This is a genomic window from Thermoplasmatales archaeon, from assembly GCA_014361245.1.
In the GTDB taxonomy this organism is placed as follows: domain Archaea; phylum Thermoplasmatota; class E2; order UBA202; family JdFR-43; genus JACIWB01.
This window is the reverse complement of the sequence record JACIWB010000004.1, coordinates 11,850-37,782: the sequence shown is the minus strand read 5'-3', so window position 1 is coordinate 37,782 and position 25,933 is coordinate 11,850. Positions and strand designations below refer to the sequence as shown.

At 33.0% G+C, this 25,933-nt stretch carries 38 protein-coding genes, 1 tRNA gene and 1 pseudogene; 37 read left to right on the top strand and 3 right to left on the bottom strand.

What is annotated here, in order from left to right:
- The first annotated feature begins 99 nt into the window (after positions 1 to 99).
- The 34 genes and pseudogenes from H5T45_01575 to H5T45_01410 all read left to right on the top strand — a co-directional run bounded on the left by H5T45_01575 (position 100) and on the right by H5T45_01410 (position 20,869).
- Positions 100 to 297 carry a hypothetical protein gene (locus H5T45_01575; protein MBC7128406.1) on the top strand — a complete coding sequence of 66 codons (198 nt, stop codon included), beginning with the start codon at positions 100 to 102 and terminating at the stop codon, positions 295 to 297.
- Positions 298 to 368: 71 nt separating this feature from the next.
- Positions 369 to 674 (top strand): hypothetical protein, encoded by a 306-nt coding sequence (locus H5T45_01570; GenBank protein MBC7128405.1) that lies wholly within the window; start codon positions 369 to 371, stop codon positions 672 to 674.
- Positions 653 to 1,033: a hypothetical protein gene (locus H5T45_01565; GenBank protein ID MBC7128404.1), complete on the top strand. Its 381-nt coding sequence runs from the start codon at positions 653 to 655 to the stop codon at positions 1,031 to 1,033. The genes H5T45_01570 and H5T45_01565 overlap by 22 nt, the downstream gene beginning before the upstream one ends.
- Complete coding sequence (locus tag H5T45_01560; protein ID MBC7128403.1) at positions 1,030 to 2,286, top strand: hypothetical protein; 1,257 nt, start codon at positions 1,030 to 1,032, stop codon at positions 2,284 to 2,286. Before H5T45_01565 ends, H5T45_01560 begins: the two co-directional genes overlap by 4 nt.
- 5 nt (positions 2,287 to 2,291) lie before the next feature.
- A complete protein-coding gene (locus H5T45_01555) occupies positions 2,292 to 3,617 on the top strand; it encodes a DUF1073 domain-containing protein (protein ID MBC7128402.1) in 1,326 nt (441 codons plus the stop codon).
- A gap of 12 nt (positions 3,618 to 3,629) precedes the next feature.
- On the top strand, positions 3,630 to 4,355 hold the full coding sequence (locus H5T45_01550) for a minor capsid protein (GenBank protein MBC7128401.1): 726 nt from the start codon (positions 3,630 to 3,632) through the stop codon (positions 4,353 to 4,355).
- A 13-nt stretch (positions 4,356 to 4,368) separates the two neighbouring features.
- Positions 4,369 to 4,569, top strand: a complete 201-nt coding sequence (locus H5T45_01545; protein ID MBC7128400.1) for a hypothetical protein — start codon at positions 4,369 to 4,371, stop codon at positions 4,567 to 4,569.
- 43 nt (positions 4,570 to 4,612) lie between these two features.
- Positions 4,613 to 4,945: an HK97 gp10 family phage protein gene (locus tag H5T45_01540; protein ID MBC7128399.1), complete on the top strand. Its 333-nt coding sequence runs from the start codon at positions 4,613 to 4,615 to the stop codon at positions 4,943 to 4,945.
- A gap of 15 nt (positions 4,946 to 4,960) precedes the next feature.
- Complete coding sequence (locus tag H5T45_01535; GenBank protein ID MBC7128398.1) at positions 4,961 to 6,166, top strand: DUF2213 domain-containing protein; 1,206 nt, start codon at positions 4,961 to 4,963, stop codon at positions 6,164 to 6,166.
- A 7-nt stretch (positions 6,167 to 6,173) separates the two neighbouring features.
- Positions 6,174 to 7,133 (top strand): N4-gp56 family major capsid protein, encoded by a 960-nt coding sequence (locus tag H5T45_01530; protein MBC7128397.1) that lies wholly within the window; start codon positions 6,174 to 6,176, stop codon positions 7,131 to 7,133.
- Between the two features lie 38 nt (positions 7,134 to 7,171).
- Positions 7,172 to 7,363 carry a hypothetical protein gene (locus tag H5T45_01525; GenBank protein ID MBC7128396.1) on the top strand — a complete coding sequence of 64 codons (192 nt, stop codon included), beginning with the start codon at positions 7,172 to 7,174 and terminating at the stop codon, positions 7,361 to 7,363.
- Positions 7,341 to 7,499: a hypothetical protein gene (locus H5T45_01520; GenBank protein ID MBC7128395.1), complete on the top strand. Its 159-nt coding sequence runs from the start codon at positions 7,341 to 7,343 to the stop codon at positions 7,497 to 7,499. Before H5T45_01525 ends, H5T45_01520 begins: the two co-directional genes overlap by 23 nt.
- A complete protein-coding gene (locus tag H5T45_01515) occupies positions 7,492 to 7,950 on the top strand; it encodes a hypothetical protein (GenBank protein MBC7128394.1) in 459 nt (152 codons plus the stop codon). The genes H5T45_01520 and H5T45_01515 overlap by 8 nt, the downstream gene beginning before the upstream one ends.
- 4 nt (positions 7,951 to 7,954) lie before the next feature.
- A complete protein-coding gene (locus H5T45_01510; GenBank protein ID MBC7128393.1) occupies positions 7,955 to 8,404 on the top strand; it encodes a hypothetical protein in 450 nt (149 codons plus the stop codon).
- Positions 8,405 to 10,327: a DUF2341 domain-containing protein gene (locus H5T45_01505; GenBank protein ID MBC7128392.1), complete on the top strand. Its 1,923-nt coding sequence runs from the start codon at positions 8,405 to 8,407 to the stop codon at positions 10,325 to 10,327.
- Positions 10,328 to 10,332: 5 nt separating this feature from the next.
- Positions 10,333 to 10,605 carry a hypothetical protein gene (locus tag H5T45_01500; GenBank protein ID MBC7128391.1) on the top strand — a complete coding sequence of 91 codons (273 nt, stop codon included), beginning with the start codon at positions 10,333 to 10,335 and terminating at the stop codon, positions 10,603 to 10,605.
- Complete coding sequence (locus tag H5T45_01495; GenBank protein MBC7128390.1) at positions 10,602 to 11,180, top strand: hypothetical protein; 579 nt, start codon at positions 10,602 to 10,604, stop codon at positions 11,178 to 11,180. The genes H5T45_01500 and H5T45_01495 overlap by 4 nt, the downstream gene beginning before the upstream one ends.
- Positions 11,181 to 11,307: 127 nt before the next feature.
- Entirely contained in the window at positions 11,308 to 11,751 is a 444-nt protein-coding gene (locus tag H5T45_01490; GenBank protein MBC7128389.1) for a hypothetical protein, read from the top strand.
- A 2-nt stretch (positions 11,752 to 11,753) separates the two neighbouring features.
- Complete coding sequence (locus H5T45_01485; protein MBC7128388.1) at positions 11,754 to 12,632, top strand: hypothetical protein; 879 nt, start codon at positions 11,754 to 11,756, stop codon at positions 12,630 to 12,632.
- On the top strand, positions 12,632 to 12,973 hold the full coding sequence (locus H5T45_01480) for a hypothetical protein (protein ID MBC7128387.1): 342 nt from the start codon (positions 12,632 to 12,634) through the stop codon (positions 12,971 to 12,973). Before H5T45_01485 ends, H5T45_01480 begins: the two co-directional genes overlap by 1 nt.
- 44 nt (positions 12,974 to 13,017) lie before the next feature.
- Positions 13,018 to 13,170 (top strand): hypothetical protein, encoded by a 153-nt coding sequence (locus tag H5T45_01475; protein MBC7128386.1) that lies wholly within the window; start codon positions 13,018 to 13,020, stop codon positions 13,168 to 13,170.
- On the top strand, positions 13,160 to 14,740 hold the full coding sequence (locus tag H5T45_01470) for a phage tail tape measure protein (GenBank protein MBC7128385.1): 1,581 nt from the start codon (positions 13,160 to 13,162) through the stop codon (positions 14,738 to 14,740). The genes H5T45_01475 and H5T45_01470 overlap by 11 nt, the downstream gene beginning before the upstream one ends.
- Positions 14,737 to 16,659, top strand: a complete 1,923-nt coding sequence (locus H5T45_01465) for a hypothetical protein (GenBank protein MBC7128384.1) — start codon at positions 14,737 to 14,739, stop codon at positions 16,657 to 16,659. Before H5T45_01470 ends, H5T45_01465 begins: the two co-directional genes overlap by 4 nt.
- Before the next feature lie 22 nt (positions 16,660 to 16,681).
- Positions 16,682 to 16,903 (top strand): hypothetical protein, encoded by a 222-nt coding sequence (locus tag H5T45_01460; protein MBC7128383.1) that lies wholly within the window; start codon positions 16,682 to 16,684, stop codon positions 16,901 to 16,903.
- 159 nt (positions 16,904 to 17,062) lie between these two features.
- Positions 17,063 to 17,548 (top strand): DUF4352 domain-containing protein, encoded by a 486-nt coding sequence (locus H5T45_01455; GenBank protein MBC7128382.1) that lies wholly within the window; start codon positions 17,063 to 17,065, stop codon positions 17,546 to 17,548.
- A 228-nt stretch (positions 17,549 to 17,776) separates the two neighbouring features.
- On the top strand, positions 17,777 to 17,971 hold the full coding sequence (locus tag H5T45_01450) for a hypothetical protein (GenBank protein ID MBC7128381.1): 195 nt from the start codon (positions 17,777 to 17,779) through the stop codon (positions 17,969 to 17,971).
- A 5-nt stretch (positions 17,972 to 17,976) separates the two neighbouring features.
- Entirely contained in the window at positions 17,977 to 18,354 is a 378-nt protein-coding gene (locus H5T45_01445) for a hypothetical protein (protein ID MBC7128380.1), read from the top strand.
- 1 nt (position 18,355) lies between these two features.
- The gene (locus tag H5T45_01440) at positions 18,356 to 18,706 is read left to right on the top strand and encodes a hypothetical protein (GenBank protein MBC7128379.1); all 351 of its coding nucleotides are present in this window, start codon (positions 18,356 to 18,358) and stop codon (positions 18,704 to 18,706) included.
- Positions 18,703 to 18,876 (top strand): hypothetical protein, encoded by a 174-nt coding sequence (locus H5T45_01435; GenBank protein ID MBC7128378.1) that lies wholly within the window; start codon positions 18,703 to 18,705, stop codon positions 18,874 to 18,876. The genes H5T45_01440 and H5T45_01435 overlap by 4 nt, the downstream gene beginning before the upstream one ends.
- 26 nt (positions 18,877 to 18,902) lie before the next feature.
- The gene (locus H5T45_01430; protein MBC7128377.1) at positions 18,903 to 19,730 is read left to right on the top strand and encodes a metallophosphoesterase; all 828 of its coding nucleotides are present in this window, start codon (positions 18,903 to 18,905) and stop codon (positions 19,728 to 19,730) included.
- Positions 19,717 to 20,094 (top strand): hypothetical protein, encoded by a 378-nt coding sequence (locus H5T45_01425; GenBank protein MBC7128376.1) that lies wholly within the window; start codon positions 19,717 to 19,719, stop codon positions 20,092 to 20,094. The genes H5T45_01430 and H5T45_01425 overlap by 14 nt, the downstream gene beginning before the upstream one ends.
- Complete coding sequence (locus H5T45_01420; protein MBC7128375.1) at positions 20,081 to 20,404, top strand: hypothetical protein; 324 nt, start codon at positions 20,081 to 20,083, stop codon at positions 20,402 to 20,404. The genes H5T45_01425 and H5T45_01420 overlap by 14 nt, the downstream gene beginning before the upstream one ends.
- A 4-nt stretch (positions 20,405 to 20,408) precedes the next feature.
- The gene (locus tag H5T45_01415; GenBank protein ID MBC7128374.1) at positions 20,409 to 20,738 is read left to right on the top strand and encodes a hypothetical protein; all 330 of its coding nucleotides are present in this window, start codon (positions 20,409 to 20,411) and stop codon (positions 20,736 to 20,738) included.
- 62 nt (positions 20,739 to 20,800) lie between these two features.
- Positions 20,801 to 20,869, top strand: a pseudogene (locus tag H5T45_01410) (hypothetical protein).
- Between the two features lie 31 nt (positions 20,870 to 20,900).
- Here H5T45_01410 and H5T45_01405 read toward each other — a convergent pair.
- A tRNA-Arg gene (locus H5T45_01405) sits at positions 20,901 to 21,005 on the bottom strand.
- 28 nt (positions 21,006 to 21,033) lie between these two features.
- The gene (locus H5T45_01400; protein ID MBC7128373.1) at positions 21,034 to 22,002 is read right to left on the bottom strand and encodes a Dna2/Cas4 domain-containing protein; all 969 of its coding nucleotides are present in this window, start codon (positions 22,000 to 22,002) and stop codon (positions 21,034 to 21,036) included.
- A 170-nt stretch (positions 22,003 to 22,172) separates the two neighbouring features.
- On the opposite strand from H5T45_01400, the gene H5T45_01395 reads away from it, so the two are divergent.
- From H5T45_01395 to H5T45_01385, 3 genes are read left to right on the top strand one after another with little or no spacing between them, the layout of a single operon-like run.
- The gene (locus tag H5T45_01395) at positions 22,173 to 22,580 is read left to right on the top strand and encodes an archease (GenBank protein MBC7128372.1); all 408 of its coding nucleotides are present in this window, start codon (positions 22,173 to 22,175) and stop codon (positions 22,578 to 22,580) included.
- Positions 22,581 to 22,590: 10 nt separating this feature from the next.
- Positions 22,591 to 24,054, top strand: a complete 1,464-nt coding sequence (locus H5T45_01390) for an RtcB family protein (protein MBC7128371.1) — start codon at positions 22,591 to 22,593, stop codon at positions 24,052 to 24,054.
- Positions 24,051 to 24,767, top strand: coding sequence for a DUF92 domain-containing protein (locus tag H5T45_01385; GenBank protein MBC7128370.1), 717 nt, complete (start codon positions 24,051 to 24,053; stop codon positions 24,765 to 24,767). The genes H5T45_01390 and H5T45_01385 overlap by 4 nt, the downstream gene beginning before the upstream one ends.
- Here the strand turns inward: H5T45_01385 and H5T45_01380 are convergent.
- On the bottom strand, positions 24,762 to 25,916 hold the full coding sequence (locus H5T45_01380; GenBank protein ID MBC7128369.1) for a DUF362 domain-containing protein: 1,155 nt from the start codon (positions 25,914 to 25,916) through the stop codon (positions 24,762 to 24,764). The genes H5T45_01385 and H5T45_01380 overlap by 6 nt on opposite strands.
- Positions 25,917 to 25,933 lie beyond the last annotated feature (17 nt).

Sequence of the window (25,933 nt, the reverse complement as noted above, 5' to 3'; positions counted from 1 at the left end):
AAAAAAGATTTTTTGCATTCATCGCCTAAAGGGCGGCAATTCAAGCTTATTAAATGCTGGCTTTGATGGCTTTGCCAAATTTGCCCCACAGGTGTAAAAATGGCAGCATTAGGAAAAAGAATAGCGGCAGCATTTGCATATGGGATACCGCTGGGGCTAATATTCTGGATACTTGGAAGTGCATTGCAGGGCGTAATTGGCACATTGCCGTCCGAGACAGGGCTTGCTTGTGCCCTTGTTGGGCTTGGGTGTGCAATAGCAATAGCTTTAGCCGAAGATATGCATGAAAAGCAATGAGGCCCCCCTTTCTCCCTTCTTTATTTATTTGCAAGAGGTAAATGGCAGAAATTTCCATTTGAAGTTTTGGGATGAAAAGCATAAAAAGTTTAAAAGAAGTAAAGATGAAATTGAAAAAGTTAGGGAAATTTATAGAGAGCTTGAAAAGAAAATTAGAAAGCAGCTACTTTGATTTAGTTATGGATATCCTTCTTTTATTTCATTTTTACTTCTTATACTATATTTTTCTTTTAGGATGCACAAATGATTATCTTATACTTCATTTTAATGAATATAAAGAAGCAAAAATTGAATTATCTATAATTACTATTTTCTTATTCATTTTTACAGGTAAATTTGTAAAAAAGGCGATAAAATGGGCAGAAAAACAAAGTTAAATGATGAAATAATAAAAATTGTGTATGATTTGGCAAAGCAGGGGCTTCCAGATGGCAAAATAGCCGATGTTATAGGCATAACCCAGGAGTGCTTTTGTAGATGGAAAAAGCAGGGGGAGGAAGGAAAAAGTGCTTTGCATAGGAAGTTTTATACAGAATATAAAAAAGCTGTTGGAGAATTCATAAAAAATAATCTTCAGCTAATACAGAAGGCGGCAACAGATGGCTCATGGCAGGCGGCGGCATGGCTTCTTGAAAGAAGATTTTGGGATGAATTTGGAAAGAAGGAGCAAATGAAAATGGAACACAGCGGCAAAATTGATATTTCAGTTTTAAAAGATTATTTGAAGGAAAAATGAATGAAAAAATAATAACAATTGCAAAAAATATATTCAGGAAAGAAGGCAAAGAAATGTATGATTATCAGATAGATATTTTAAAGCAGTTTTGCGGCGGCGAAAATGTAATAATAAATAAATCAAGGCAAGTTGGAATAAGCGATTTACTTGCATGCTGGGGGCTTCTTAATTCATTGCTCCTTGATAAAACAACATTAATTATATCTCCATCCGAAAGGCAGAGCAAACATCTAATGGAATATATTTATAATCATCTCCACACACTTGAAAATGATTTTATAATACAAAAACAAGAAGAAACAAAATCAAGCATAGTTTTTAGCAAAGGAGCAATTTATTCATTGCCATCAAACCCGAAGACAATAAGAGGCTTTTCAGCTGATTTAATTATATTCGATGAATTTGCTCATTTCCCTTACGGGCTTGATAAAGAAATATGGCAAGCCGCAAGCCCCAGCATCTCTCGAGGAGGGCAGTTAATAATTTGCTCTACTCCTTTCAGCAAAAGAAATCTTTTCTATGATTTTTGGCAGAATGGGCATTTCAAAAAGATTACAATAAATTATAGACAATGCAAGCATCTTAATAATATTGAAGAAATAAGGAAAAACATTGATGAAGAAACATTTGCTCAAGAGTTCGATAATGTATTTCTTGATGAAGAAAAAGAGCAAGAATTCAGCGAAGAGCTAATTCGAAAATGTATAGATGTAGAAATAGATGAAAAATTAACAAATGGAATTTATCTCGCAGGTGTAGATATTGGAAGGCATAAAGATTTCACAGCTTTAGCAATAATAAAGAGGGAGGGAGATAAATTCAAGCTTGTTAAATATGAAATAATAAAAAATAAGACATTCGAAGAACAGGAAAAAATTCTTTCATATTATTTTTCAAACTTCAAATTTGAAAGCATAATGATAGATGCAACAGGAATAGGGGCGATGCTGGCGGAGAGGCTGGCGGGCAAATATGCGGCAAAGGCGATTACTTTCACAAATGAGCTCAAGGAAAAGCTTGTTTTAAATCTCAAGCTTCTAATGCAACAGGGCAAATTTTTCATTATGGATGATGCATTTGTTATTTCTTCATTTAGAGCAATTAGGAGAAAATATACTGAAAATAATATACTCAAATTTGAAAGCGATAGAAGTGAGGAGCTTGGGCATGCTGATTTATTCTGGGCTATTGCTCTTGCATTAAATTTCAAGAAAAGTAATTTGCCAAAAATTGTAGAAAAAACGAGGTGGTAGAAAAGATGAAGTTGAATATATTCAGGAAAAAAGAGGCTGGGTTTTTGAAAAAAAGAAAGGAATTCAAGAAAACAATTTCAACAGCAACAAATTATTTCAGCACAATACAAAAAGAAGGAATAAGCGATAGAGATAAGGAGCTTGCATTCAGGCGAGACCCATTGATATTTAAAGGAATAACAAAAAAGGCAGAGGATATTTTTAGAGAGGGCTGGGATATAATAAAGGCAGTAGAAGAAACAGATGCAGATAAGGAAATAAGAAAAAAGATATATGATTTCAATCAAAGAACCAATCTAAAAGAGAAATTGAAACTTCTGGCAATAAACACGCTGATTTATGGGGATGGCTTCCTTGAGCTTGATGACGGCGGCGATAATCCAGAAATGGAGCTTGAAGAAGGAGGGCTTAAAAATATACACATAATTTACCCACCAGCAATGAAGCTAAGAATAAATAAATCAGGCGATGTTGAAGCATATGAATATGATTATAATGGTATTCATATAAATTTTCATCCGACACGCATAATACATTGCAAATTCTATACATATGGCGAAGGGCATTATGGAGTTAGTGTTATAGAGGTTGCTTACAACAATTTACTTGCAAAAATGAATGCAGATGTTGCTGTAGGAGAAATATTATATATGACAGGAAAGCCATTTCCTATATTAAAGAAAAATACAACAGCAACTGAGCAAGAAATGGAGGATGCTGAAAATATTATAAAAAATTTAAACCCAAGAAGCGGAATAGTGCTTGATGGGGATTGGAATTTTGATTTAAAAAGCCCCAGCGTAATTAATACATATCCTTTCAATGAAAATTTTTACATTAACTTGGCGGCGGCTTTGAGGATGCCGCACATGATTTTGTTAGGTGTGCAGAAAGGGACAGTAACAGGAAGTGAAGTTGATTTAGCGGATTATTACAAAGATATTAAGAATTTGCAAGAAATAATATTTACTCCCATATTAAAAAGAATTTATAAGGCATATCTTTCTAATTTTGATTTCAATATTTGGTGGTTGCCACTTTTCACAAATGAAAGAGAGGAAGCAGAAATATTTGAAATAAAATGCAGATGTGCCAGAATTCTATGGGAAATTGGTTATCCAAGCGATTTGATATATGAGACTATTGAAAATCTTTATTTTGACACAGCAAGATTAAAAGAAGTTGAGGAAGGAATTGAGGCAGTTGAGAAGAAATTGCATGAAAAATTGCATATAGAAAAAGCAACAGAAAAAGATAAAAACATAGTTGATAAGCTCAGGCTAAAAGAATGGGAGAGAGAAAGAAAAATTGCAGAAGAATTAGGATATTGAGGTGGGCAAGCAATGAAGAAAGAGCCAACCAAAACCGCAGGGATAAGAAACAACTTTACAAAGGAATTAAAAAGAGTATTTGCAAAGCGATTTTCAAGGTTAAAAAAGAAGCTTGAGGTAATATACAATTTTCAGAAGATAGCATTGAAAAAATCAATAAAAAACTTAAGCATAGATGATTACTTTTATTATATAGATGTTGAATTTTCAGAAGAATTTGAAAGGGAAATAAGGGCAATTACATCAAAATATATTGAGCAAGGATATAAAAAAGGATGGCTTTCAGCGGCGGCAGAATTGAAAAAAGCAGGTATTGATATTTCAAATTATACTTTTACAACCCGAGATTTAGAAGCAATTGAAATTTTACAAGGAAATGGATTTTCTTTGGCTAAAGGATTAGGCGATGAATGCATAAAAAGATTAAAATCAAAATTATCAGAATTGTATTTAAGGGGTGCATCTATACAGGAAATCAGTAAAGAAATAAGAAAAATTGAGGATATGAGCAAATACAGGGCGGATATGATAGCAAGAACAGAAACAATAAGAGCCTATAATGAGGCAGCGGTAAATCAATATAAAGAAAATGAGATTTCAAAATGGATATGGGTAACAGCTTTTGATGAAAGAACTTGCGATGAATGCGCAGCATTGGATGGCACGGAACATGATTACAATGATGAACGCCCGCCAGCCCATCCATTATGCCGCTGTGCGGTTGCCCCAGCAATTTAAGGAGGTGAAAATTATGGAGGAAGATTTTAGAATTGATATAATTTCTTTAATAAATGATGAAAAAGAATTTAGCGATTTCTATATAAAAAATGAGAAAAAGATAATGAAAATTGCAAATAAAATGTTAAAACTTGGCATATATGGAATTGTAATACATCCAAAGGATGATGAAAATGTAAAAGAATTATATGGCGGTGATGTAGCGTATAGATAAAATTTATATATAAGATGCAAAAAAATAATTTATTATTATAGAAATGATTGCAGCTAAAATCATTGGATTTGAAAAATTGCAAAAAACATTAAATTCAATAACTGAAGAAGAAAATATAGATGCATTGCTCAAGGAAGTTGCATTCTTCATTGAAAAAGAAGCTAAAAGAATATGCCCGGTAGATACGGGCAGGCTTAGAAGCTCAATTACAACAGAAAAAATAGATAAACTCGCATATGCAGTTGGGACAAATGTTGAATATGCTCCATATGTTGAATTTGGCACATATAAAATGATGGCACAACCATATCTACGCCCGGCGATGCAGGAGGCAAGAATGAAATTTAGCCAATTTAAGTTTAGAATAGGAGTTTAGAATAGGAGGGGTGAAATGAAGGAATTAAAATTCTTCAGTTGTAATTTAAAAGAAAATAAGGAAAGTAAAGAAGTTGATGAAGCAATTGCTCTTGTGGGGGATAAAATCTTTAATGGAATATATATTCCATCTGAAGAAATTGCAAAATCATATGCTTCAATTATAGGTAAGCCACTAAATTTAGACCATAGCGATAAAGTAGAGGATGAGATTGGTTTTATCAAGGATGCTGAATTCAAAAATAATGAGTTGAAAGTTAGCCTGGTTTTGGTTGAAGATGCAGTAAAATATAATGTTGCTAAAGGCTTCATAAAATTAAGGCAGCTGGCAGGCGTGCCTGCTGAGGTTAGCGTAGGCGTATGGATGGATATAAATGAAGAAAAAGTAAATGGAGAATTAATAAAGGTGGGGCGAAATTTAGAATTTGACCATTTGGCATTAGTTACAAGGGGGGCATGCAGCCCAGCGGATGGCTGCGGCATTGGTTGCAGCATTGATAATCAAATAGTGGCTGAAGTATGCAGTAGCGGATATGGCAATTTAAATTCAGTTACCATAAGTTTTAATGAAAAAGGAGGTGATATGTTGGAAATAACAGAAGGCAAAGAAAATGCAGAAAAGAAAGAAATAGTAGAAGAAAAGGAAAAAGTAGAATTTGGGGTAGTGCCAGATAACCCAGAAAAATATGATAAGGTTGAGGATGAAGCATGGGAAGCACCACAACTAAAAGATTTCACAGATAAAAGCTGGGAAGAATTAACCAATGAAGAAAAGAAAGAAATTGCTTCATGCTTTGCATGGATGCCGAAGAACCCGCCTGATAGATTTACAGATATGAAATTGCCACATCATAGAGCAAAGGATAAGGCGGTGGTATGGCGTGGCGTGGTTGCAGCGATGGCGGCATTGATGGGGGCAAGAGGTGGGGTTGATATTCCAGAAGAAGATAAGAAAAGAGTATATCAGCATTTGGCAGCTCATTATAAGGAATTTGAAAAAGAGCCACCAGAATTTGGAAAGGAAGTTACAGAAAGATGCAGGCATGAAGAAATAATTGAAAGGCTTGAAAAAGAAATAATGAGGTTGAATGATTTGTTAAGAGAAAAAGAAAAAGAAATTGAAAATTTAAAAAATAAGAGTAAAAGGCTATCTATTTCAATAGATAGCAATATTGATAATACAAAAGAATATGTTAGAAAAATGTTGGAAATAATGGGGTGATGTAAAAATGAAAAGTATTATAGAATTAGTGCAAGGCGGAGGCACAGATTGGGATGCTATAAGCGATAGAAAAGAGCTTGCAGAATGGGCAAAAGATATAATAAAGAGGGCAGCAGCGAATACAAAGGCAGAAGCGGTGCTTGGCGAAGCAGGGCGAGTATATACAATACAAGGAAATTATTTCAGAGTGCCAATAATAAAGAAAATGACAGAGCCAAGCACATGGGCATATACACCAGGAACTGCATTAGAAAGTGAGAATTTTGATATAAGCGCAGTAAATCTGCCATTATCAAGATATGGTTTTATGACAGAAATTACTGAGGATGCACTTAAGGACTGGGCTTTCATAAATATGCCAATTGGGGATTTCATAAAAGATGAAATGGCAACATGGCTTGCAGAGAAAAAGGATAAATTGATATTGCAGGCATTTGCAAATTCAACCATTGCAAGTTTAACCGTGCCATATGTGCTTGCTGGCTCAGATAACACAGTTGATGCAGGGGATATTTTAACACCTGCCTTATTCAATGAGGCAATAACAAAAATAAGAGAAAATAACAGAGGCGTAGAGGGGCAACTATATGCTTTCTTGCATCCAAGACAAATTAAAGCATTGAGGGATGATGACCAATTTACAAATGCAAGCGAATACGGAAGCAATGAAGTTGTAATGACAGGAGAAATAGGAAAATATCTTGGAGTTAAGATAATAGAAACAACAAATGTTGCAACATATGAAGGAACAACTCAAAGCCCGGTAGGCTCATTCAATACAACGGGATATGAAGGTGTTTTGATAGATAACAAATATAGCATGGCAGTTGCCACAAATGACCCACTAAGAATTGAATTAAATTATGAGCCAAGCAAGCTTATACATGAAGTTGTTGCTTCATTTACATACGCAATCGGTAAAATAGATAACAATGGAATTTGCTTGCTGATTTCAGCAAAGGCATAATCTTCTTTCTCCCTTCTTTATTTATTTAAAAGATTAGCATGAAAATAGAAATTAAGAAAATGCAGGATGATGCTTACATAATGAGCATAAGAGATGGCACTTTCTTTGGCAGAAAGGAATATGTGAATATAGGTAAAAAAGCAATATTAAAAATACTTAATGAAATTATTGAAGGAAAGGATTATAAAATTTTAGAAGAGGGGAAAAATGCAAAAAGTAAAACTGAATAGAGGATATTTTTATATTGATGCTGTAACAGGCTGGAGCATTGCTTATGGTGAAATTAAAGAAGCAAGCGATGATATAATCGCAAGAGCTGGGAGTAAATTAAAAGTTTTAGTAGAGCTGGAGGGGGAAAATGAATAATATAAATGAAAATATTAAGTTAAAAGGGCAATTTAATATTAAGCATATAAGGGATGGTAAGGTTATAGATGAAAGAACATATGACAATATAATAGTTAATGGCGGCAAGGCGGCAGTGGCTGGCTTAATATTAAATGATGTGACAGGCATAGATAAATTTGATTATATTGCAATAGGAACAGGAACAACGGAAGAAAATGCAACTCAGACGGCACTTGTTAATGAAGTAATGAGGACGAATGCAACAGGCTCAAGGGTAACAACAACTGTGACGGATGATACAGCTCAGTTGGTCGCAACTTTCAACTTCTCAAGCTCATATGCAATAACTGAGGCTGGAGTGTTTAATGCAAGTTCGAATGGAATAATGCTGTGCAGGAAAGTATTTTCAGCAATAAATGTTGGCAATGGAGATGCACTGCAGATTACTTATAAAATAGTAGTAAGTTGATAATATGACAACCCGAGAAGAATTAGAACAAGCTCTTATTGGTGCCTATAAAGCAAAATATGGTGAAGATGCAATAGTAAAACTAAATTATTATGGCACAACAGAACCAAATGGCATATATCATCACTGGATTTTATGGTATAGAGATGAAAAAGGAGTAATTAAAGCAAATCATGATATCTATGCAGTGAGCTTTGATGGCACAAATTTTGAATGGTTTAACAAAGACCCAACAATATTTGAAGTAATAGTTCCAACTCCAGAAACATTTGATATAAAAATCAGAAGCAAATTAAAAGGAAAAGTGCAAAATGGGGAACTTAAATATTTTGAAATTACAGATATAAATTCAGATATTGAAAAGGTATATGCAAAAGTAGTTAAGCAAGATGGCACAAAAACAGATGTGATTTGCTATTTGGCGAATGAGGAACTTGTTATAGAACAGATTTAAATGGCTCTTGATCCTTCCAGCGGCTGGAGTGGCTATTATGCATTAAATATAAGCAACTCAGTAGCAGATTATACTATGCAACTTATAATAAAAAGAGGTAATGGCACAAATGATCCAGCAAATAATATAATTTATGAGGAAGGGCATTGCTATTACTCTGATATGAAGGACCATAGATTTGGAACAACAAATAGTCCAGTTACATCTACACAACTTGGCGAATGGACAGAAAGCTATACGGATGGAGTGGAAAGGAAGGTATGGCTAAAAATTCCTTCATCTGCTCCATCTACTATTTATCTTTTTTGTGGCAATTCAGGTGCAAGTGAATATTCATCTGGGGAAGATACATTTTTATGGTTTGATAATGCAAGCACGGATAAACGTAGCTCTTATGGATTTTATAGTGTTGGTTGGGATGGTGGGAGTTATTCGTTATCTTGGAGCTCTGGATATTATCAAATCACCAAAACATCAGGGACAGGGCATCATGAAATATTGTTGGGAATAATTCCCCTTGGAGAGCAGGGAGATATAGAACTTTATGTAGAAATATTAACAAATGTATTAAATGTTGCAGGTTTGGGGGCAAGAAGAACATCAACACCTGCGGCATATTCTTTTCTTACAGATATAAGTCAAAGTCCAGATACGCATGCAATAAGTTATAAAACAACAGGTGTAGATACCTCTCTTGCACAGACATCATCGGGAAATCTATCGTCTGGCACATATTACAAATATTTAGCTCGTGCTTATGGCTCAAATTTATATTATAGATTTGAAAGTGTTGAAATTTCAGCGACAGACACTACTTTAACAAGCGGTCTCTGTGGTGTTTGGTGTTATTCATGGCGAACTGGCTATTATTCAAGATTTAAAAATTTAAGAGTTAGGAAATATCTTACAACAAACCCATCCTGGAATAGCTTTGGAAGCTGGACAAGTCCTGGTTTTTATAGCAAAACCTGCACAGATACAGTAACTTTAAGTGATACAATCGCAAAAGGTATTTCAACCATAAAGCAGGATGGGATGGGGTTAAGTGACTTATCAGTAAAAAAACCAGATATTTCACGAGCAGATAATATAACTTTAAATGAATTACTTTCAAAATATGCAGAAGTTAAAAAATTAGATAATATAACTTTAAATGAATTACTTTCAAAATATGCAGAAGTTAAAAAATTAGATAATATAACTTTAAATGAATTACTTTCAAAATATGCAGAAGTTAAAAAATTAGATACAATAAGCTTATCAGATAATATAATAACAGAGCTTGTTTTATCGATAATTCTTGAAGACACATTGCAGCTGCTCGATGAATTAAAAAAATCAACATCAAAAAATATTGAAGAAATTGCTAATTTGCAAGAAAGCATAAGTAAATACTTACAAGTAATTAAATCTGAAAATATAACATTATCAGATAGCATTCTATTAACATTTTTCTTAATTCTTTCAGACAGCATTAATATTGCAGATATAATAATTAAAAATGCATTGCTTGAAAGGCAAGATGTAATTAATCTTATAGACAGCATTAAAAAATCAGCAAATATAACAAAAAGCGATGCTATTTTACTTGTTGATTTTCTTCAAAAATTAATTTATATTGCTTCCATAAGCGAGATAATAAAGCTTGAAGAAGCAATTAAAAAGAAAACATATAAAGAATTGCAAGAATATATTTCTCTTGATGAAGTTTATCAAATATTTAAAATACTGAAGATAATATTAGAAGAAAATATATATTTAGATGATGCATGCATTGCTTCATTTTCAATTTTGTTGCCATTTGCATTAGCAATAATATTTAAAAAATTATATGAAAGAAATGCTTTAGCATCTAAATTATATGAGACAAATATAGAATTTGCTAAATTATATGAGACAAATATAGAATTTGCAAGAGGATGAAAAATATGTATGCAGATTTTTATTTAAATGAGACAGGAAAAATAAATGTTGAATATAAAAAAAATAATGAATATGTTAATCCTTTAACTGTGAAAATCAAAATCATAAAACCATCGGGAGAAATTGACGAAGAAGAAATGGATAATGAAGGGACAGGCAAATTTTATAAATTAATAAATTTTTTGCAACCTGGCAAATGGATTTTCTATATTGAAGCAACAGATGGCGCTGGGAATAGACAAATAGATAAATATTTTGTTTGGGTGTTGGAAAAATGAAGCTCATAACAGATATAACTGAAGTTAGGGTGGCGGCCGGCATAAGCGAAAATGTTAGCGATAATGAAATACAACAAATGATAGAAAAAGCACAAATGAATGTAATAAGCACATGTTTATTAAAACATGTTAGGGAAGATTTAAGCGAAAATGATAAAAATGAAATTGATGGAGAAAATACAATATTTTATCTTAAAAATACGCCAATAAATGAATACGCAGATTGCTATGGGATTTATTATTACAATGATAACTATTATTATTGCAAGGTTGAAATCATAGATAAATATGAGGGCAAAATAAAAGTTACAAGGGATGGCACAAATCAAATTTATTCAAATGCGAAGATATACATAACATATTATTCAGAGCCAAAAAATTATAATGAAGATTTATTTGCACAGGCAGTTATCTATTTAACTGCATTCTTTTTAGAAAGTAGGCTGAAAGGGCAGGAAAAAATAACAATTGCTGATTTAGAAAAAAATAAAATGATAGTTGAAAGAGGAAGTAATTTTATGAAATTATATGATGAATGCATTAAAAAAATTAAAACTTCCGTGAGGGGAACATGAGGGCAAGATTAGATAAAAAATTAGGTTATTCAATAGAAATAAAAGCATCAAATAAAGAAGAATTAAAGGAAGCGATAAAGGATTTAATAGATAAAGCAGAAAAAGATGAAAAGATAATAATAAGAATATGAGCGATAAAAGAGATATAATAATACAATTATTCCAAAATGAATATGATGGCAAAATAGGCACAAAATACTATATACCAACAAATATAAAGAATGTGCCTATTGTAAAGGCAGAAGAAGCTTATGAAAAAACTTTACCATTGGTGGTTTTATCAAATGCAAGCACATCTTTTGATGTGGCAGATATTGGCGGCAAAAAATTATTTTGCAGCCATCTTATAGATTGTAATGTATATATACAAAGAACGGAAGTATATGATTGGGAAGAATTAATTAATGAAGTATGCGATAATTTAATTTATGAAATTTATGAAAATATAAATGCATTTGGAAATTGTATAATAGGAGTTTTAAATGTAAGAAATTTAACAGGTTTAGAAAAAAATGAGGTAGAAAGAAGGCTAATAGAAATTGAAATAATTGAAATAAATGAGGTGAGTTAAAAATGCCGATACAGACAGGATTTAGTGCAAATATAGAATATTTGCAAGAAAATAGCTATGGCGGCGGGCTATACAACCCATCAAGCGTAACATATTTGGAAAAGCCAAGCGATGTAATAAAAAACATATTGCTTACAGCAGATGAAAACCCCGAGGTGCTATTTAGCATAAGCGATGTTGATGGTGTGACAACAATAGGAAAGCAGAAAGAATATACACTTAAAATTGATTATCTTTTGCAGCAGGGGAATACGGCACTATCAGAAGCAATAAACAGAAATACGGACAATGATTTAAACAGCTATGTTTTTATAATAACTTATGGAGGGAAATACTATACAATAAAAGGGTGCAAAGCGAATACAATAGAAGTTAGGGGGGAAGTAGGGGAACCAATTATTGTTAGCACAGAATATATTGCAAAAGAAGTTGTAGTATCATCAACAGACCCATTAAGCAGCTATGCAAATTTGAGGCATGCAAATGCATTGAATGGCACATATGCAACATACGGCGGGGCAAGTGTAGCAAGAGGAGGAGGCACATACGGCTATGGCACAAGAACATTTTCAGTAACAATAAATAACAATCTTGAAAGGATTTACAAAGTGCAAGGTAACAAAATAGATAATCTTGTCGCTGGCAAGGTGCAAGTGGAAGGCACACTTGATATATATCTTGAAAAAGGAGCTCAAACAGAATTTGAACTTGTTGAAAATTTAAATAAAGCAAATATAGTGATTTCTTTTGGCATCTCAAATCCAACATCAATGACACTTTCAAATTCAACATTCCAGAGCTTAGAGCTTAAAATGAATAATGAAGATGCTGTTGTTGTTACATCTGTGCCATTTGTTGCTGAAACAGCGAGCGTGAGCTGATGAGGATAAAAATTCAAGGGATAAATAATAATGAAGAATTCGAATTCCCAGAAGTAACTATAGCAGATGAAGAGGCAAGACTGAAAAGAATAATTGAAGTAAAAAAGCAATACAAAGATGCTCTTGATATCGATGAAGTGAAGGCGCTTGCAGAGCAGGAGGGCGCCTTCGCTTTCTTTGCTTCAATTCTTTCAAGAGTAGATAAAAATGTTACATCAGATACAATAAAGAAGTTTTCCCTGAAGGAACAGAGAAAATTGAGTAGGGCTTTGATGGAAAAATTAGCAGAGGTGGCAGAGGGCGAAGGTGGTGTTGATTTTTTTCATGGGAAGCAAAAATAGAGAAGCAGTATAAAGAAATAAAAAAAGCAATTGCGATAATTGCATTGACATTGCATATATCATGTGAAGAGGCAAGGAAAATGAGAATAGAAGATGTGAAATATCTTGCTGAAGTGTTTGAGGGAGAAAAAATAAAGGTAGAGAAAGCAACATTAAGAGATTTAGAAATAGTTAGAAGGCTTAAAGATGAATACTGAAAGATTGAATATATTAATTTCAGCTACTGATGAAGCAAGTAGAGTAATTAATAATATTACATCTTCATTTCTTTCATTAAAAGGTGTAGGAGTTGCTGCTGCAGTTACAGGTATTGCATATCTTGCAAAATCTTCGTTTGAGGCATTTGCAAATGTAGATAGAGAACTAAGGAAATCACTTTCAATGTTTGGCAAATTTTCAGATGAGCTTTATAATAAAGCTATGAAGGTAATAAGAGAAATTCCGAAGCAAATGCCTTACATTCATGTAGAAGATGCTGCAAGAGGGCTTTATTATCTTGCTTCAGCTGGTTTAGATGCTGAAACAGCTCTGAAAGTTTTGCCAACTGTTGCGAAGTTTGCAGAAGTTACCTTTACAGATATGGGCAAAGCTTCAGACACAGCAATGACGATAATGAAAACATTTCTTTATTCAGCTGATGAATTAACTATTGCTCTTGATAAAATGACAAAAGCACAACAATTAAGCTTAACAAACATGGATGAATTGCAGGAAGCATTTTCGTATGCGGCGCCTGCTGCAGCCACGCTGGGTGTAAGTTTGGATGATTTGCTTACAACTCTTGATATGTTTGCAGACGCAGGGATAAGAGGAAGCCAGGCAGGAACAGCTTTAAGAAGAATAATGCTAAATCTTGCTGCTGGCGATGAAAAAACAATGGAGATACTAAGGGAGCTGGGTGTTAAAGTTTATGATAGCAGTGGCAGGTTTAGAGATTTCAGCGATATAATGTTTGATTTAATGAAGGCGCTTGCAGGGACAACAGAGCAGCAGAAGATATTCTATTTGCTTGGCTTGGCAGATGTAAGGGCAATTTCAGCTTTAGCAGCGGTAGTTAATAGAGGCAAGAGTGCATTTGAGGATATTAATAAGGAAATAGAAAATGCGAGTGGCACAATGTTAGAGCAAGCAATAATAATAGAAACAGGAACAGCAGCAAAATATGAGTTACTAAAAAATAAAATACATGATGCAAAAATAGCATTTGGAGCATTCATATATGATTTAATTGAAGCAGGTGATAAAGTTTTATTATTTACAAATCCAACAATGTTTGCATTTAAAAAATTAGTAGATTTCTTAAAAGAAAAATGGAATGAAATAGTTGCAGGCTGGGGTAATTTATGGGGAAATGCGAAAAATATATTTGTAGGATGGGCAGATTATTTTACAGGAATATGGAAGGTATTGATAAGTGGCATAAAAGAATGTTGGAACACAATAACTATAAGTTGGAGCAATTTATGGGAAGGAGCAAAAAGTATATTCATAAATTGGGCAGAAGTATTTAAAGGATTTCTAAATAGTTATATTATATCTCCAGTCATTAGTTGCATTAATGCAATAATAGATTTTTATAATGCAACAATTGCAAAACTGCCGGGCTTGCCAGAAATAGAAAGATTATCATTGCCAGCATCAACAACAGCGGCAGCAACTCCTATAACAACAACTTCTTCAACAACAAATATAACTATGTATGGGGTTACAATTACAACTGACCCAAGAGAATTTATACAAAAAGTTTTGGCTGTGGCTGGAAGATGAAACCAACAATAAACATTTTAATAGGCGATAGCTGGGGCAATTTAACAGAAAAAAATTTTGTGGTAGAAAAATTAAATATTCGCAATAGTGTTAATGAAGAATATCAGACAGCATCCTTTCAGTTAAGAGATGCAGGCACAGATTGGAAAAGTTTAAACATAGGTAAAAAAATAGTAATTAAAATAAACAATGTAGAGGAATTCAGAGGATATATAAAATATATAAGAAGATTTTTTGATGGAGTGGTTGGGTTAGAAGTTGAATGTGCGGGTTTGACTTATGATTTGTATAGATATGAAGCAAATTATACATATCCAGCTGGAAGTTATACTGCAACTATTGCCGCAGCATTGATGGATGGATTTTTTCCAGAAACAATAACCAAGAATATAGATTATTCATCAGGGGTAGCAATAGAGCAAGAAATAGTATTTGATGGAATGATGCTTGGGGATTGCTTAGCATATTTATCAAAAATTGATGGCTGCATATTCTTCATGGATTGGGATACAGCTAACAGCAGAAAAAGAATAAATTATATAAAAAGAAGCGAGCCAGCAAGCCCAAAAAAATTTAGTGATAATGCAAGTGATAACCCAGATAGGCTAATTTTAAATGCAAGTGTTGAAGTTGAAGATGATATAAGAAATTATGTTGAAATAATCGGTGAGGAAAATTTTGCAGATTATATAAAAAATAATGTTGTTGATTATGATGAAGGGGTGGGGCTGGGAAAGAATTATAGAATTATAGATCAAATATTCAAGGCCACAAATCTTTATACTAATCTCTATGCAATTAAATTAAGAGGTAAAAAGCTATCGCAAAAATATGGAGATTTAAAAATATGTATTTATAATGTTGCAAAATCTGTGCAACCAAGCTCAGTAACTGCGAATAAAACACCAAGTGGCGGGAGCCTGGCAAATTTATATGATGGAAATTTTTATACTGATGTAAGCTTTTACCTGAATAATGGAGATGAATTAACAATTGATTATGAATTTTCATCATCACAAAATTTTGTTAGTTTTATCGCAATATGTGATAAGGTTGAAAATTTTGTATATAAAATATATGCATATGTTGGTGGCAGCTGGGTAGAGCAAGGAAATCTTGATGCAGATTTAGCAAGGGAATTGCATCTTGCTTCAGGAGTAACAACAAATAAAGTAAGATTATATGTAAAAAATAATAGCGGCACAACTTATAATTTTCATATAAATGAATTTGGCTGTTTTGTGCAAGGATATGATAGCAGCAGGTGGTGTGTTGCCTGGCGGGGGAAGGCATTGGCAGAAACAAATGCGATTTCTTTATACAACAATATCCAATGGACTGATTGGATTTTTTTCAATAATCCTGTTAATTTATCAAATAACCAATACTATGCCTTCAGCATATTTTTATTGCAATATGTAGATGATTTGATGTATAAATTTTCAACAAATAATGATTATCCAGATGGAAAATTTTTGATTTTAAATATTCCTTATAATGAGGATCTATGTTTTGAGCTTGGATTTAATTATGATAAAATTGTTGCAACAGCAAGCAATGCATCTTCTCAAGCAGCGTATGGAGTAAAGCCATATAAGTTAAACATAAACAAATTAATAACATATTCATTTGCAAAAAAGATAGCAGATTATTTTGCAAATAATTATAATGCGCCAAACAAATTTGTTGAAATAGAAGTTGAGGGTATAAATTCATTAAGTTTAGTTGAAAAAGTTAAGCTTTATTTGCATTCACTTGATAATAATGATTTAGTTGATGTTTTTATGAGCGTGCATTCTTATGAGCATAAAATTTTACCATCTGGGCGCTGGCGCACATATCTTTATCTTGGAAGAAAAACAGAAGATGTTATAGAAAGTATAATTGCTAAGTTAATGAAAGGGGTTGAATTAGTTTAACAGTTTAACATGAGGTGGTAGGATGAAAAATGATAATAAAGAAACATTAAAAGAGCTAACAATAAGGAATGCAGAAAAAATAGATATGATTATGGAAGAAATAAAGGAGATCCAACGCAAATTAGAATGCATAATAAAGATAAAGGAAGAACTTGCAATTCATAAAACCTATTTTAAAATTTTAGGAGGCTTAAGCGGTGGATTGATTACTTTAATTATTGGAATTATATTAAAGCTATTATAACATAAGATATGCCCATTATGCCCATTATGCCCATTATGCCCATTATGCCCATTATGCCCATTATGCCCATCCGCTTGTGTAAAATAATAGTTTTTTAAAATTTCCACATGAAATAAAGGTTATAAAAAAAATTATATAAAAATTTTTAATTTATATATCATGAATAAAAAAGAAAAAATAATTATAGCCATTTCTATAATAATAGGATTATTATTCACAATTACATTCATATCTTTGCTGAATTATCCAAGTGAAAAAAAATCAGAAAATAAAAATGTTATCTTATGGGATTATGAAATAGAATATAAAAATAAGATTGGAGCATATTCTAAACCACAAGAAGGATATATTTATGCAGTAGTAACAATAAGAATAGTAAATAATCATAACAAGGAAAGTATAAGCACCAATGCATGGAATTGGTATTTGTATGTAGATAACATAAGATATGCCCATCATTCAGTTACATATGCTGATGAAATAGGGCATCAAGCTGTAGATGTATTACCTGGCGGGGATTTCACAACAAAAATTGTTTTTGAAGTGCCATATGATACGCTATACACAACAAACATATATCTCAAATATGAAGAATATATCTATTTTACAGATATGGTAATAGATGAAGGCTTATTGCCGCCGTAAAAATTATAAATACATCTATCCCCCCTGCAACTTTTTTATATTTTTTATATAATTTTTAATAAGAATTGAAAATGTGGGGTGGAAAACAACAAAAAAGCTCGGCGATAAGCATGATTGCTGCCTTCCGCTCTCCAGACTAACAAGGAAATTTTTAACAGCATTAAGCAAAATTTTTATAAACACACAAAGCCGCAGCAAGTAGAGTTAAGGAAAATAAAAGTTAAAATAATGGATGATGCAGTAAAAGATATATTACATGAATGGAAATATGAAACAATAACATTGAAACAATTAACTAAAGAATTAAGATTGAATGGCTTTAAAGTAAATTCTCGTGAAGTCAGCAAAGCAATACAGAGACTTTTGAAGAACGGCAAAGCACTTAGGATTGGGAAAAGAACGATTAAACTTTTTAAGAGGTGAAATGCATGGATTTCAATAAATTTTTAACAGAAGAAGAAATGAATGCCCTTGAAAAAGAATGCATGAAGCATCTTTTTATCATTGATTTTCTTGAAAAACATGGGGTTTTAGCAGAAAAAATGAATGTTGAAATCATTGCTTCAATACGGGCTCAAGCAAATCAGTTTTTAAGGAATTTTCAATATAAACAGAATAAAGAACCACAAAAAGATTTATTTAAGGTTTTTGTAACAGATGGGGAAAGAAAAACAATTAATGAGAGAGAATATCTAAAAGCAATTGGATTTAAATTTGATAATCAAAGAAAGGGCTGGTATGGAGAAATTGATAAGAATATTTTAGAAGAATTGGGAAAAAAATTCACAGTAACAATAGAGGGGTAATATGCGGGTTAAGGGCAACAAAGCAATTCTGAAAATTACAATTGATAAAGATATATATGTTTTTATAAAAGAGCATTCACTAAAAATTTCTCCCGTAATAAATTCTTTTTTAAAAGAATACATCAAGAAATTCAATTCCATCCATTATAGCAAAATAAAGGAAGCAGTAATTGAAGCAATAGAAGAAAAAGAGATGAAAAGAATGGGGGCAGCCATTGAGAAAACAAAGGAAATTTATGAACTTACAGGGCAGATTCCAGCAGCACGCTACAACTTCTTATATGAGCAATTTGGGCTAACACGGGAAGAAGTAGATAAACTTGTGATTAATAAAATAATAAGAGGAAGATGAACATAAAAGAAAGAGGCAATGAACATTATAAAACAGGCTCAATAGAACCGCTGGATTTAATGAAGGCGGGCGGCGCTAAGAGACAAGGAAAAAATAAAAGAGGATATGGAGAAAATAAAACACTATTGCGATATTATAATCTTTCTATGCGAAGAATGAAAGGGAAATGATTTTATAAAAATACTTGGGGTGGAAAATGGAAATAAATAAAATAAAAATAACATATGAAAAAAAGGGCGAGAAATTCAGAATAATTCCAATCGGGGATCTACACATAGGAAATGCGGGTTGCGATATTAAAAAAATTAAAGCATTAATTGATTGGATCGCAGAAAAAGAGAATACTTTTTGGATAGGAATGGGAGATTATCTTGAGGCGATAAATTATACAGATAAGCGATTTGATCCAACCGCTGTTGCAAAAAAATTTCTTAATTGTTTAGATAATTTAGTTGAGGAACAAAAAAATGAATTCATTAATTTATTTGAAAAAATAAAACATAAATGCATTGGCTTGCATGCGGGCAACCATGAGGAAGCGATAAGGCGATTTTATCATATTGATGTAACAGAAGAAATTGCAAAAGAATTTAATGTTAAAAATCTGCGGTATTCTGCATTTACAACTTTGCAATTCATAAGGGGAAAGGATAATTGGAAAACAAAAGCAACACGGAATTTTGTTATTTTCAGCACACATGGGCGGGCAGGGGGGCGCAGAGGGGGAAACAAAATAAATAGATTGGAGGACTTGATGGCATGGTTTGATGCTGATATTTATCTGTTAGGGCATGCTCATAAAAAAATATTAACAACAATATCCCAATTATCAATAAATGGAAAGAAAAAGCAACAATTGATTTACAAAAAGAAAATAGGAGGGGTAACAGGCTCATTTTTACAAGGTTATGCATTAGGCAGCACAACTTCATATGTTGAAAGATATGAATACCCGCCAACAGATTTAGGAGTTATAAAAATAACAATTATTCCAGATACGGGGGATATACATGCTTCAGAATAATTTTCAGGATAAAAAAGTAGATAAAATAATCAAAAGAAGATGGCAGGAAGTAAAAGCAATTGCTACTTATAATAATCAATTTAAGATAATTTCTTCTATTGAAATGAATAATGTTGGAAAATATAAAAACATAGCAACATCAGAAGGAAATGGAAAGCCAAGATTAGCGATTGATTTAAAGCAAAATAAAAAAAGGGGGTTAGAGGTGGATATTGTATTTTTTGGAAAAAGAAATGAAGAAATAATGGAAAGAAAATACAAAGATTGGAAAACATTCGGGCATATTATTTTATCCATTGCGCAGGCAAGAGATTTAGGAGAAAAACTTTTAGATATTGCAGGGGGAAGAAATGAAAAAACATGATTTGCTAATACCTGATGTTACAAAAAGCGATATAGATAAGTTACAGCTTTTACTAATGGAACAAAGGTTTTTGCTTAGGGAAGTGCCTGAGATAATACAAAAGATTATAGATTTATGGCATGCAAGAAATATGAATATTGGCACAGGGGGGCTTGGGGCTCATTGCTCAAAGAAAATATGCCCAAAGTGCAACGGGAGGGGCTGGGTGCTGGATGAAAAAGAAGAAATGGAAAAAGTGCAGGCAGAAAAAGAAAGATTGCTGGTAGGGTTAAATTTTAGAGATAAAATAGAAAGTGAGGAACATGAATAATCTTTTGAAAAAAGCTATTTTTGATGAAAATGCAAATAAATGGCTCAGAATTCAAGGATATGTAAAAAGCTTAATTGAAAGTGGTATAACAGACGAGGAAAAAGTTTTTAGAAAAGCATTAAGTTTTGCAAATAATATTTTTCAAAAAAGATTTGACTTTTATATTCAAAATGGAATGATGGGGAAAATTAGGCAATTGCAGGAAGATATCATAACTCATATAAAATCTTGCATTAGAATTGAGAAAGAAATGGCAGTTAAAAAAATGAAGGAAGAAGGAATATATAAAACAATTGAGGAAGTAAGCCTGGAAGAAGCAAGAAAATATCTTTAAATCAATTTTTTAAATTCTATAAAAAACCATATTAACCCGCTGTATATACATTTGTATATACAATGCGGGTTATAAAATCAATTAGAATTGATGAAGAGCTTTGGAAAAAAGCAAAAAAATTGGGCATAAATATTTCCAAATTTATAGAGGATACTCTGAAGGCGGGCGTGGCGGGATTTTCAAGCAACTTGCATTGCAAGTTGCATTTTGAACCCGCGGCTTGCAGCTTAGGAGGCTGCCGCCCTATCCTGGCTGGGCCACACGCCCTCTTATAAATTATACTTTATATATATTTTTAATCGAGTTTTTCGGGGCACCATTCTCTTCGCAGGCAGTTATCGCATTTTATTTTTTTATTGTGATTTCTATGTGCCTCGTTTCTTTCAATATCCCTCCTCATTGCATTTGCATAATCAATTACTCTATTTTTCCATTTTTCTTCATAGGGTATTTTAAATTCCTTTCCCATATAGCGAAGTATCCCATAGGGAACATTTCCATAATTTTCTTCAACAATAATGCAGTATGCCATCAGCTGTATTACGTGGTGCATGAGGGGATAACTCAAGTTAGATGACTTCTCCTCAACAGGAATGTAATCATAATCAATTTTTATTATATAATCAGGTGTCCCCCTTATTCCATAATTTTTTGAAATTAGTTCTTCAGATGGCTTATCCTTCCCGATATATACAACTTCTCCTTTAACTGGCATATACCTGATTTTCTTTTCAATAACTTTTTCGGATAAAGACATTGTTCTATAGAAAAATATATTTGCAGAAATTACCCATGAAAGAGCTAGTATTTCCAGAAATCTACTTAAATTTTCATTTTTTGGAAGAGAAAATAATATTGCAAAAATTGCAATAATAATTGCTACTACTGATGATAATATAATTATTTTTTCGTAATAGGGTCTTATTACATCTATTGTTTTCAAAGATTTATAAAAAAAGAAGGAAGAGTTAAAGAGCCATAAAAGAGAAATTATTAAAAAGAGATATAACCAGATTTTTTCAAGATGCGAATATAAAAATATTATACCAAGAATTGCAACTATTGAAGCGGACACTGAAAAAAAAGTTACAGCAATATTATATATCCTTATTTTTCCTTCCTTCTCCTTTATTTCAACAATTTCATTTTTTATTTCTTTATCCCTCTTTACTCCTTCAGAATAAACTGCTTTATGTTCTTTGCTCAGCCACCATGAAAGGGGACAATAAGCATATTTTTCCAAATCTCCTGCTGACACAAACATTTAATAGAGATTTTTAAACCAAATATAAAATTTTGGTAAAAAATCCGAAAAATTTAAAAAATAGATGCTATAATAGTTATGAGGGGAAGGGTTAGAATTAGCCTCCACACTTATTTTAATTCTTTTTTACCTTCCCCCAAGATTTTTATAATCCTTCTAACTTATTAGATGTGTATAGGATAATTGAGCATACCGCAGACATTGGAATAGAAGCATGTGGAAAAAATATTGAAGAAGCGTTTGAAAATGCAGCAAAAGGAATGTTTTCAATAATAACAAACAATGGGAAAATTGAGAGGAAAATTGAGAGGAAAATTGAAATTGCCCGTGAGGGAGATGATGAAATGCTTCTTGTTGACTGGCTTTCAGAGCTTATCTATTTACACGATGTTGAAAAACTTGTTTTTGGAGATTTCAGAGTAAAAATAAATGATAAATTAGTAGCAACTGCATACGGAGAAAAATATGATAGGGCTAAGCATGGATATGGGGTTGAGATAAAAGGTGTGGCATATCATATGCTCGAGATAAAAAGAAATAAAAAAGGTTTTGTTATTAGGGTATTGTTTGATATTTAAGGTGAATAAAATGTGGAACGGACCTTTAAATAAGATAGATGATTACAGATACGAGATACCAAAAAGTTATAAAGGCATAGATGGAAAACTTAACATGCGTGTGCCGGGAATGATATACGCATTGCCAGAAATGCTTCCTTTAATAAGAAAAGATAATGCACCAGAGCAAACAGCAAATGTTGCAACATTGCCTGGAATAGTGGGCAGATCACTTGCAATGCCTGACATACATTGGGGCTATGGCTTCCCAATTGGAGGGGTTGCTGCAACTGAATATGAAGAAGGAGTAATATCTCCTGGAGGAGTGGGGTTTGATATAAACTGTGGGGTAAGGCTTGTGAGAACAAATATTAAATTTGAGCAGATAAACAAAAGCATAATAAAAGAATTGACGGATGAGCTTTTTAAGAATATTCCTTCAGGTGTTGGAAGTGAAGCAAAAATAAAGCTTAATAAGCCTCAACTTGATGAAGTTTTACAGATGGGAGCAAGATGGGCTGTTGAGCATGGCTATGGATGGGAAGAAGATTTGGAATATTTAGAAGAAAATGGATGCATGGAGGAAGCAGATGCTTCAGCTGTTTCTGAAAAAGCAAAAGAAAGAGGAATGAGTCAGGTTGGCTCACTTGGAGCAGGAAATCACTTCCTTGAAATTCAGAAAGTAGAAGAAATATTTGATGAAAATGCGGCTAAAATTTATGGGATTGAAAAAAACCAGATTGTTGTTATGATTCATACTGGTTCAAGAGGTTGCGGTCATCAGATATGTACTGATTATCTCCGTGTCCTCGAGCAGGCAGTAAAAAAATATAAAATAGAGTTGCCAGACAGGCAGTTAGCCTGCGCCCCCCTGAAGAGCAAGGAAGGGGAGCAATATTTCAAAGGAATGGCGTGTGCGGCAAATTTTGCGTGGGCTAACAGGCAGATGATTGTGCACTGGGTGCGCCAGTCTTTTGAAAAGATTTTCAAGGAAGATGCGGAAAATATGGGAATGAAAATAGTTTATGATGTTTGCCATAATATAGCAAAAATTGAAGAGCACGAAATCGATGGTAAAAGAATGAAAGTCTGCGTTCATAGAAAAGGCGCAACACGCTCTTTTGGCCCAGATAGCAGTGAAATACCAGGTAAATATAGAAGCATTGGACAACCTGTTTTAATTCCTGGAGATATGGGAAGCGAGAGTTACTTGCTCAAGGGAACAAAAAAGGCGGAAGAAGCTTTTGGTTCAACATGCCATGGAGCAGGGAGAGTTATGTCAAGAGAAGAGGCAAAAAGAAGATGGCGCGGTTCAGAGATTGCGAGAATGCTTGAAGGGAAGGGCATATACGCGCACCCAGCGAGCATGGTTGTGATGGCTGAAGAAAGCCCTGACGCATACAAGGATGTGAGCATGGTTGTAAATGCTACTCATGGAGCGGGTTTATCATTAAAAGTTGCAAGGATGGTTCCACTGGGTGTAGTGAAAGGATGATTGTTTTAGTTCTTAAAATACTTATATGCTTAATATTCGGCATTCTATCTTTCTATTTCAGAATTCTTGATTTAAATGGAGCAATTTCTGCGGTTGCAATAGGTATGGCAATACTGCTTGCAAGGGGATTTGAATGGTTTTCCCTTCTTTTTATTTTTCTTGTTGTTGGAGCAGTTGTAACACGTTATAGACATAATTTAAAGAAAAGGAGACTGCTTGAAAGAAAGTCAAGAAAAGCATCAAATGTAATTGCTAATGGGATAATACCCACATTTATAGCATTATTTTCTTTTTACTTAAATAAAGATCTCTCCATTCCTTTTGTTGCCTCTATAGCTGTTGCCCTTTCTGATACAATGGCTTCAGAAATAGGTGTTTTTTCTAACAATACATATCTAATAACAAATATGAAAAAGGTCTCGCCTGGCACAAATGGGGCGATTTCCTTGCTCGGAGAAATTGCTGCTTTTATAGGAGCTTTAATTATTTCAATTTCTGCTTATTTTATTCTTAAAATAAGCATATATAATATGCTTCTCTGCACTTTTCTTGGATTTTTTGGCTGTCACATTGACTCATTTTTGGGGGCAACATTTCAAGCAAAAGGAAAAGGAACAATAAATTCATCCGATGCAATATTGAATAACAGCGATGTAAATTTAATATCAATATCAATTGTTGCTCTTATTGCATTTGTTATAACTATTTTATAACTTTTTAAAAAAAGTTCTGAAGGAAAATCTGATAATTTCTTTTCCTCCTCTTAAAAGAGAAATTTTCTCTGGTTTTATTGCATTAAAGGGGCAAGCTTCCATGCATATCATACATGAAACGCATTTTCTATGATTTATTTTAAAATTTTCTATCGCTTTTTGAGGGCATATTTCAGCACACTTCCCACACTTCTTGCAATTTTTGTTTATAAAAGGTTTTGTTCTCATTAAATCTGCTATTGTAACATATCCATTTTCTGCAATTTTACCTTTTAATCTAGAGGCAAAAACCATTCCAAAATCAAATACCCTATATTTTATTCCAGATGCCGGATTTTCAAATTTTTCCCTAACATTTCTTAATTTTTCTCCCTGCAAATCAACATCCCTTATTTTTCCAATCCCCCTTTCCTCAGCCCTTTTAATATGGTAAATGCTATATGGATTTATTTCCATAACCCTGCAGGCGGTTGCATCAGCAGACACAACATCCCCGCTTGCTATAACAAGGTTCATTTTTCTGACATTGCCAGCGACTGGGCCATCGCCCTCCTGCGCATAGCTTGCATCTATGATTGTAAGATAGGGCTTGAAAGCGGAGTTTATGTCAACAATTCCAACATGGAGCATTCTTATTCCCTTTTCGTGCAACCTTATTTTTTCGTTTCTGTATTGCAGGCCTTTCATGTTTTTCATTCCAAGAGTTACTCCAGTGAGGACATGGGTTTTCATTACTGGAACAGATATAATTTTATCAAAATCAAGAATTTCTTTTGCAACAACTATTTCTTTCAAAAATTCCCCGTTTATTTTAATTTTTACTGGCTCGCATCTATTGAAATCAATAAACTTGATTTTTTTCTTCTCACAAACTTCTTTCAAGCCACTTTTTTCATAAGCCATCATTGTGTCGCATCCAACCATCGAGCTTTCTCCAACAAAAGGTTCGCCATCGCAGTTTCTTATTGCATCTATAACTGCACTAACTACTTCTGGATTTGTGCATGCCCTCCTTTGAATTGGGACATCAAGAGTTAGGTTTGGTTTAACTAATATTCTCCCTTTTAAATCATATTCTAAGTAATCAAGGGCTTTTAATGTTGCTTCATATATGTTTTCATTTTTAGCAATTGCAACCCTGCTTTTCAACAATTGTAATTCTTTTT

Bases quoted from the DNA above. Each gene is read 5' to 3' on its own strand.
- H5T45_01495 (MBC7128390.1), top strand. From the start codon at position 10,602: ATGAAGCTCATAACAGATATAACTGAAGTTAGGGTGGCGGCCGGCATA.
- H5T45_01480 (MBC7128387.1), top strand. From the start codon at position 12,632: ATGAGGATAAAAATTCAAGGGATAAATAATAATGAAGAATTCGAATTC.
- H5T45_01535 (MBC7128398.1), top strand. From the start codon at position 4,961: ATGAAGGAATTAAAATTCTTCAGTTGTAATTTAAAAGAAAATAAGGAA.
- H5T45_01560 (MBC7128403.1), top strand. From the start codon at position 1,030: ATGAATGAAAAAATAATAACAATTGCAAAAAATATATTCAGGAAAGAA.
- H5T45_01440 (MBC7128379.1), top strand. From the start codon at position 18,356: ATGCGGGTTAAGGGCAACAAAGCAATTCTGAAAATTACAATTGATAAA.
- H5T45_01465 (MBC7128384.1), top strand. From the start codon at position 14,737: ATGAAACCAACAATAAACATTTTAATAGGCGATAGCTGGGGCAATTTA.
- H5T45_01385 (MBC7128370.1), top strand. From the start codon at position 24,051: ATGATTGTTTTAGTTCTTAAAATACTTATATGCTTAATATTCGGCATT.
- H5T45_01445 (MBC7128380.1), top strand. From the start codon at position 17,977: ATGGATTTCAATAAATTTTTAACAGAAGAAGAAATGAATGCCCTTGAA.
- H5T45_01435 (MBC7128378.1), top strand. From the start codon at position 18,703: ATGAACATAAAAGAAAGAGGCAATGAACATTATAAAACAGGCTCAATA.
- H5T45_01500 (MBC7128391.1), top strand. From the start codon at position 10,333: ATGTATGCAGATTTTTATTTAAATGAGACAGGAAAAATAAATGTTGAA.
- H5T45_01400 (MBC7128373.1), bottom strand. From the start codon at position 22,002: ATGTTTGTGTCAGCAGGAGATTTGGAAAAATATGCTTATTGTCCCCTT.
- H5T45_01570 (MBC7128405.1), top strand. From the start codon at position 369: ATGAAAAGCATAAAAAGTTTAAAAGAAGTAAAGATGAAATTGAAAAAG.
- H5T45_01550 (MBC7128401.1), top strand. From the start codon at position 3,630: ATGAAGAAAGAGCCAACCAAAACCGCAGGGATAAGAAACAACTTTACA.
- H5T45_01520 (MBC7128395.1), top strand. From the start codon at position 7,341: ATGCAAAAAGTAAAACTGAATAGAGGATATTTTTATATTGATGCTGTA.
- H5T45_01430 (MBC7128377.1), top strand. From the start codon at position 18,903: ATGGAAATAAATAAAATAAAAATAACATATGAAAAAAAGGGCGAGAAA.
- H5T45_01515 (MBC7128394.1), top strand. From the start codon at position 7,492: ATGAATAATATAAATGAAAATATTAAGTTAAAAGGGCAATTTAATATT.
- H5T45_01450 (MBC7128381.1), top strand. From the start codon at position 17,777: ATGGATGATGCAGTAAAAGATATATTACATGAATGGAAATATGAAACA.
- H5T45_01530 (MBC7128397.1), top strand. From the start codon at position 6,174: ATGAAAAGTATTATAGAATTAGTGCAAGGCGGAGGCACAGATTGGGAT.
- H5T45_01555 (MBC7128402.1), top strand. From the start codon at position 2,292: ATGAAGTTGAATATATTCAGGAAAAAAGAGGCTGGGTTTTTGAAAAAA.
- H5T45_01425 (MBC7128376.1), top strand. From the start codon at position 19,717: ATGCTTCAGAATAATTTTCAGGATAAAAAAGTAGATAAAATAATCAAA.
- H5T45_01460 (MBC7128383.1), top strand. From the start codon at position 16,682: ATGAAAAATGATAATAAAGAAACATTAAAAGAGCTAACAATAAGGAAT.
- H5T45_01545 (MBC7128400.1), top strand. From the start codon at position 4,369: ATGGAGGAAGATTTTAGAATTGATATAATTTCTTTAATAAATGATGAA.
- H5T45_01485 (MBC7128388.1), top strand. From the start codon at position 11,754: ATGCCGATACAGACAGGATTTAGTGCAAATATAGAATATTTGCAAGAA.
- H5T45_01455 (MBC7128382.1), top strand. From the start codon at position 17,063: ATGAATAAAAAAGAAAAAATAATTATAGCCATTTCTATAATAATAGGA.
- H5T45_01470 (MBC7128385.1), top strand. From the start codon at position 13,160: ATGAATACTGAAAGATTGAATATATTAATTTCAGCTACTGATGAAGCA.
- H5T45_01540 (MBC7128399.1), top strand. From the start codon at position 4,613: ATGATTGCAGCTAAAATCATTGGATTTGAAAAATTGCAAAAAACATTA.
- H5T45_01565 (MBC7128404.1), top strand. From the start codon at position 653: ATGGGCAGAAAAACAAAGTTAAATGATGAAATAATAAAAATTGTGTAT.
- H5T45_01420 (MBC7128375.1), top strand. From the start codon at position 20,081: ATGAAAAAACATGATTTGCTAATACCTGATGTTACAAAAAGCGATATA.
- H5T45_01575 (MBC7128406.1), top strand. From the start codon at position 100: ATGGCAGCATTAGGAAAAAGAATAGCGGCAGCATTTGCATATGGGATA.
- H5T45_01390 (MBC7128371.1), top strand. From the start codon at position 22,591: ATGTGGAACGGACCTTTAAATAAGATAGATGATTACAGATACGAGATA.
- H5T45_01510 (MBC7128393.1), top strand. From the start codon at position 7,955: ATGACAACCCGAGAAGAATTAGAACAAGCTCTTATTGGTGCCTATAAA.
- H5T45_01490 (MBC7128389.1), top strand. From the start codon at position 11,308: ATGAGCGATAAAAGAGATATAATAATACAATTATTCCAAAATGAATAT.
- H5T45_01525 (MBC7128396.1), top strand. From the start codon at position 7,172: ATGAAAATAGAAATTAAGAAAATGCAGGATGATGCTTACATAATGAGC.
- H5T45_01505 (MBC7128392.1), top strand. From the start codon at position 8,405: ATGGCTCTTGATCCTTCCAGCGGCTGGAGTGGCTATTATGCATTAAAT.